This window comes from Candidatus Neomarinimicrobiota bacterium, assembly GCA_034716895.1.
In the GTDB taxonomy this organism is placed as follows: domain Bacteria; phylum Fidelibacterota; class UBA8477; order UBA8477; family JABMPR01; genus JABMPR01.
Genome location: JAYEKW010000011.1, coordinates 1 through 6,048 on the forward strand (window position 1 = coordinate 1; position 6,048 = coordinate 6,048).

Consider the following 6,048-nt stretch of genomic DNA (forward strand, 5'->3'; position numbering starts at 1 on the left):
TGCCGCTTCCGCAAGAACTCAAAGACGTTGCAAGCAAAATCGGATGGCTCAATAAGTTTGTTCCAGACTGGCAGCCGGATGAAGTGTTTGAGGATGACGACTGGGAAGACATCCAGATTATGACTGTATCATTGGAGTAAGTGGTGGCAAAGACTCAACCTTTCAAGTCATAAAGGTATTGGAATTGGGTTTGAATCCACTGTGTATCTGTTTTGAGCCTAGTATTCCAACCAGCGTGGGGCGTAAGAACCTTGAGAACCTGAACCATCTGGGTGTTGACCTGATCCACATAAAACGAAACCCGGTTGTATACAGGAAATTGGCCAGAGAAGCCTTTATTCGAACTGGAGACAATGAGTGGCAAAATCACCTCGGGATATTTACCACAGTTCCAAAATTTGCAGTCAGCTTTGAGATTCCTCTCATTATCTGGGGTGAGAGTCCCCAGATCGAGTATGGTGGCCCTGCAGCCAGTAAAACCCGAAATGTTCTTGATCGGAAATGGCTCGAAGAATTTGGGGGATTGTTGGGGAACCGAATCTCAGATATGATCGGTGTAGATGGTCTCACAAAAAGAGACCTGTCCCTGTATACCTATGCCAGTGATGAAGAAATTCATCGCGTTGGGGTGACGGGTATCTTTTTGGGATATTATTTCAAATGGGATTTGCGGGAAGTATTGGCAAAATCACTAAAAAATGGATTTAGTGTGGCAGAACGTTCCGTGGAAACAACGTATGAAAATTTTGAAAATCTGGATTGTTACAGTAATCATTTTCACGATTATTTGAAATATGTCAAGTATGGATTTGGGCGCGCCACTGATAATGCGTGCCTGGATATCAGATTGGGATATATCAACAGGCCTGAAGGGTTACGACTGGTTCATAAATACGATGGATTACTCCCCAAAAAGGCGATTAAAGAATATTTGAAATTTACGGGATTCTCACAAGATGAGCTAAACCAGATCATTGATTCATACACGAACAAAAAAATATTCCAGCGCGATCAAGCGGGTGTCTTCCTCCGAGATATTGACGGATCATTAGTAAGAAAGGAAGAGCATATTGTCAAATAATAACACCATAGTTATTGTGGATTACAATATGGGAAACCTGCGTTCGGTTGAAAAAGGTTTTGCCCGTGTGGGTGCTGATGTCAAGATCAGTCAAGATCACGGGATGATCAGAGATGCTGCCAAAATTGTTCTCCCTGGGGTGGGTGCCTTCGGTGATGGCATGAGAAACTTGCACGACCTGGGTCTTGTGGAGGTTCTCAATCAAGAAGTGTTGGGGAATTCAAAACCCTTTCTGGGAATCTGTCTGGGGATGCAATTGGTTAGTAGTCAAAGTTTTGAAAATACTCCTACAAAAGGTTTTGGCTGGATCAAAGCCGATGTGATCAGATTTGATCATTCCAATGAAATGGAAAAGATCAAAATTCCACATGTTGGCTGGAATAACGTGGTGTATCAACATGGGAATCCTTTGTTTAAAGGTATTCCAGATAACAGTGATTTCTATTTTGTACACTCATACCACTTTCAATCGTCAGAGGATATAGTCACGAGTACGACTGAATATGGATACTCCTTTACTTCATCCATTCAGAAGCAGAATATTTTTGCCTTTCAGTTTCACCCAGAAAAAAGCCAGCAATATGGTCTAAAGATTTTAAAAAACTTTTCTGAACTGGTCATGGAATAATATGTTAAAACATAGAATTATTCCCTGTGTTCTATTGAAAGACTGGCAACTGGTCAAAAGCATACAATTCGATTCTTTTAGAACCATTGGACATCCTACCTCCACAACTCGCGTGTATAACGCCAGAAATGTTGATGAATTAATTGTACTCGATATAGATGCAAGCATGAATGGAGACGGGATCAATACCGAGATAATAACAGATATAGCCAATGAATGCTTCATGCCTTTGACCATAGGGGGTGGCATAAATAAAATAGATCATATCTACTCTATCCTGCTGGCTGGTGCAGACAAAATATCGATCAATTCTATTGCGCTGGAGGATTATGGGTTTATCAGGAAAGCATCGACATTATTCGGCTCCCAGTGCATTGTTTGCTCCATCGATGTTAAGAAAGTGAATGGCGGATATAAGGTGTTTAACAAAATGACCGGAACCCTTGATCAGGATCCAGTTACTTTAGCTCAAATATATCAGGATAATGGTGCTGGTGAGATATTGCTTACTTCTGTTGATAGTGAAGGTTTAGGTGAAGGGTATGATTTACAGCTGATCCGTGCATTTGATAGTCAGCTGGAGATTCCGGTAATCGTCAATGGAGGTATGGGCAAACCTTCCGATGCTGTTGTCGCTATTGAAGCTGGAGCCGATGCTGTTGCAGCTGCCTACATTTTTCATTTTTCAAGATATACACCCAATGATATAAAAACTGAATTGTACAAAAATAATATTGACATAAGAATGCTCGATGCCCAGGTAAGTTTATAGGAAGATTTAATAGGATTATGAAGAGTACAACAAAATGATTGGGGTAATAAATTTAGGCAACTCAAACCTGTTGTCCCTATTGAATTCCCTTAGCTATCTGAATATTAAATTCAAAGTTATTGAAAATCACCATGAGTTGGGAGCAGTTGACAAAATAATTCTTCCTGGAGTAGGATCATTTGGGAATGGAGCATCAGTTCTAAAGGAATATGGCTACTTCGACCAGATCATCCATGAGGTCACTGAACATGAAATGCCTATTATTGGTATATGCCTGGGTATGCAACTCCTTTTCAAGAGCAGTGAGGAGTCCCCAAACATGGCTGGGTTAGGATTGTTAGATGGTGAAGTGATAAAATTACCACCTGATTCTGAGTATAGCATCCCCAGGATCGGCTGGGCTGAGAGTCATGTCGTCAATGAATTTCTTGGCGAGAAGACAGGCAATATCAACGACTACTACTATATCCATAGTTATTGTGTCAAACCCAGTGATAATGAAATAATTGCGGTCACTACTGATCAGGGTATCACCGCATGCGTTAAGCAGGACAATATCTACGGTTGTCAATTCCATCCTGAAAAAAGCCATACAAGTGGAATGAAAATTCTATCAGAGTTCGGGAAAAGTTGAGGCGAAGATGAGAAAGCGTATCATACCCTGTATCTTTTTAAAAGAAGGAATGATCATTCGAAGCGAAGCGTTTACAATTCACCAGATAATTGGCAATCCGATAAACGAGGTCAAACGATTTAGTGACTGGGCCGTTGACGAAATTATCTACATCGATATCAGCAAAGATCACCAATATCAAAGTCGTCGTTCCGACCATAAAGTAAAGATAGAAAATAATAAGATCGAATTACTACGAGAAGTATCGAGAAATATTTTTGTACCACTGAGTTTTGGTGGTGGAGTCCGTACAATTGAAGACATTGGGGAAATCCTTCAAAATGGTGCCGATAAGGTGATCCTGAATACTGTTTTGTATCAGGATGATCATATTCTGCCGCTTGCTGTTGAGATCTATGGATCCCAAGCTTTGGTAGCTTGTGTTGATTATCAGGATGACTATACCTATTACGAACATGGCCGGACAAGATCGCAATATCGTGTGACTGAATGGTGCCAGCATCTGGAACAAGCGGGAATTGGTGAAATATTGCTCAATGATATCTCCAGAGACGGTACTGGATCAGGGTATGATATTAAAACCATTGTAGAGATCGTGAACCTCGTTCAAGTGCCTGTGATAGCGCTGGGGGGGGCAGGCGACTATTACGATTTTAATGAATGTCTACGCGAAGCAAACCCTTCAGCCGTAGCTGCCGGCAATATTTTTCATTTTAAAGAACACAGTTACTACCATGTTAAAAAAACTTTAGAACAGGAAAACTTTGACATTCGTAAGGAATATGGAGTTTTCTAAGGGCGATCATCTATGAAACTGGGAAAAGTAAAATACTGCAAAAAATGTGTGATACCTTCATCATCTGCTATACCAGTTGAGTTTAACGATGAGGGCATCTGCAGTGGTTGCCTTACAAGTCAACAAATCGATACAGTTGATTGGGTTAGAAGAGAGCAACAGTTGAAGAGACTCCTTGATCAATACAGAAGCAAGGACGGAACTAATTATGATTGCATTATCCCGGTAAGCAGTGGGAAAGACAGTTATTTTCAAATTCATACCATCAAAAACATTTATGGGATGAACCCCTTGCTGGTCACCTACAATGCAAATAACTGGATGCCTGAGGGAACCACAAATTTAGTCAATATGCGCGAAACATTTGGTTGTGACCATATTTTCTTTACTCCCAGTATTAGTCTGCTGAAACGCTTAAACAGGCTTTGCTATAGAATGATGGGCGATATGAATTGGCATGCTCATTGTGGAATCCAAACCTATCCCTATATCGTGGCCGTTCAACATAATGTTTCGTTGCTGATCGATGGCGAACATGGTTTTATGGATCTGGGAGGGATGCATTCATATAGCGATTATGTTGAACTCACTCAAAGATTTAGACTTGAACATGTACAGCGAGGCTATGATTGGTATGATATGATCGATGATGAGCGTGATAAGATCCAGAAGCAGGAAATGATATCATATATGTTTCCCTCAGATGCGGCTATCAAACGAGTCGGTGTACGCGGCATATATTTGGGAAATTATATCAAGTGGTCAGGTAATAATAACGCCGCAATTGCCAAGACCTATGGGTGGCAAGAGGCTGATGCTGAATTTGAGAGGACCTATCGCAAAATATCAAATCTGGATGACATGCATGAGAATGGTATTCATGATTATATGAAGTATATCAAATTTGGATATGGCAGGGCTACAGACCATGTCTGCAAGGATATCCGGGAAGGAAGACTATCCCGTGAACAGGGCATAGAGATTGTTAAGCAGCGAGATTCAATAAAACCAAAAGATCTCTATCGATGGTTGGAGTATGTGGATATGTCGGAAGAAGAGTTTGATCAAATTGCAGATTCATTCAGGGATCCCAGTGTTTGGGAGCGTGATACCCAGGGTAAGTGGGTTAAAGATAATATATGGGATTAAGGTAAGCAATTATGCGAGAGATTCCTTTTGGCTCCTTCCAGGAGCTTAACAAAAATTCTAATAATCGAAAAATCGTGCTATTTGGTGCAGGTTCTGGCGCACATAAAACAGGCCGAAAGCTAAATCAAGACTACAGTTTTATGGTTGATAATAATCCGAATCTGGCGAACACAATTGAAGATGGAAAAGATGTATTTGAACCTGAGATATTGAAGGAGAATCAGACAAAATACTATGTGATCATTTGCACAACCTCTTTCACAGATGTTTCAGCACAGTTACAAGGGTATGGCTATACTCCGCAAAAGGATTATATCGTCAGTCCTATCCTGAATGATCTCAGAGTTATCTCAGAGTTAGAGAATCATTCTGCCAGGATGTTATTTACGAGTGGGTTGCCAGAAGTCGACGATCCACAAAGTGGGGGGGGAGTCTATGAGCTTATCCTGGAGGGACATAACTGGTCCTACAAGAAGATCTATAGCGGTATTTGCTATGGTTTGATCAAACATGACGGAACCTTCATTACAGTAGATGATAAAAAGGGAGTTATCCAATTTGACAAGGACTATAATATCCTTTCGTCAAAAGAATTGAATCAGGCAACCCGGGGTCATGGAATAGCCTATTCTGAGAATAAGAATCAGTTCTACATCGTATCTAGTTATCGGGACAGTATCATCATCCTTGATGCAGAGTTCAGCGAAATTGATGAAATATCCATTTCCAACAAATATAAAATCGAAGGGGAGCCGCTGCATCACTGCAATGACCTCTGTATCGTTGGCAATAGTCTATATGTCACCATGTTCTCATATACAGGAAACTGGAAGAGGGACATCTTTGATGGTGTTGCATTGGAGATAGATTTAACCACTAATCTTGTAAAAAATCCCGTAATTACTGATTTGTGGATGCCGCATAACATCTCCTACCTGAATGGAAGCCTGGTTGTCCTGGATTCATTACGAGGTGAGCTTAAAGCGAA

The 6,048-nt window shown here is 40.8% G+C and carries 6 protein-coding genes and 1 pseudogene; all 7 read left to right on the forward strand.

Annotated elements, in window-relative coordinates:
- The first annotated feature begins 106 nt into the window (after positions 1–106).
- Positions 107–1,081: pseudogene (locus tag U9Q77_00805) on the forward strand (N-acetyl sugar amidotransferase).
- Positions 1,071–1,709, forward strand: coding sequence for an imidazole glycerol phosphate synthase subunit HisH (gene hisH, locus U9Q77_00810; GenBank protein MEA3285901.1), 639 nt, complete (start codon positions 1,071–1,073; stop codon positions 1,707–1,709). Before U9Q77_00805 ends, hisH (U9Q77_00810) begins: the two are co-directional and overlap by 11 nt.
- Position 1,710: 1 nt before the next feature.
- The gene (locus U9Q77_00815) at positions 1,711–2,481 is read left to right on the forward strand and encodes a HisA/HisF-related TIM barrel protein (GenBank protein ID MEA3285902.1); all 771 of its coding nucleotides are present in this window, start codon (positions 1,711–1,713) and stop codon (positions 2,479–2,481) included.
- A 34-nt stretch (positions 2,482–2,515) separates the two neighbouring features.
- Complete coding sequence (gene hisH / locus U9Q77_00820; protein ID MEA3285903.1) at positions 2,516–3,115, forward strand: imidazole glycerol phosphate synthase subunit HisH; 600 nt, start codon at positions 2,516–2,518, stop codon at positions 3,113–3,115.
- A gap of 7 nt (positions 3,116–3,122) precedes the next feature.
- Positions 3,123–3,911 carry a HisA/HisF-related TIM barrel protein gene (locus tag U9Q77_00825; GenBank protein MEA3285904.1) on the forward strand — a complete coding sequence of 263 codons (789 nt, stop codon included), beginning with the start codon at positions 3,123–3,125 and terminating at the stop codon, positions 3,909–3,911.
- A gap of 12 nt (positions 3,912–3,923) precedes the next feature.
- The gene (locus tag U9Q77_00830) at positions 3,924–5,060 is read left to right on the forward strand and encodes an N-acetyl sugar amidotransferase (GenBank protein MEA3285905.1); all 1,137 of its coding nucleotides are present in this window, start codon (positions 3,924–3,926) and stop codon (positions 5,058–5,060) included.
- A gap of 11 nt (positions 5,061–5,071) precedes the next feature.
- Positions 5,072–6,048 (forward strand): hypothetical protein (locus tag U9Q77_00835; protein ID MEA3285906.1); only part of this gene is annotated, 977 nt, incomplete at its 3' end.

Coding starts and splice junctions, on each gene's coding strand:
- U9Q77_00830 (MEA3285905.1), top strand. CDS start 3,924: ATGAAACTGGGAAAAGTAAAATACTGCAAAAAATGTGTGATACCTTCA.
- U9Q77_00815 (MEA3285902.1), top strand. CDS start 1,711: ATGTTAAAACATAGAATTATTCCCTGTGTTCTATTGAAAGACTGGCAA.
- hisH (MEA3285903.1), top strand. CDS start 2,516: ATGATTGGGGTAATAAATTTAGGCAACTCAAACCTGTTGTCCCTATTG.
- U9Q77_00825 (MEA3285904.1), top strand. CDS start 3,123: ATGAGAAAGCGTATCATACCCTGTATCTTTTTAAAAGAAGGAATGATC.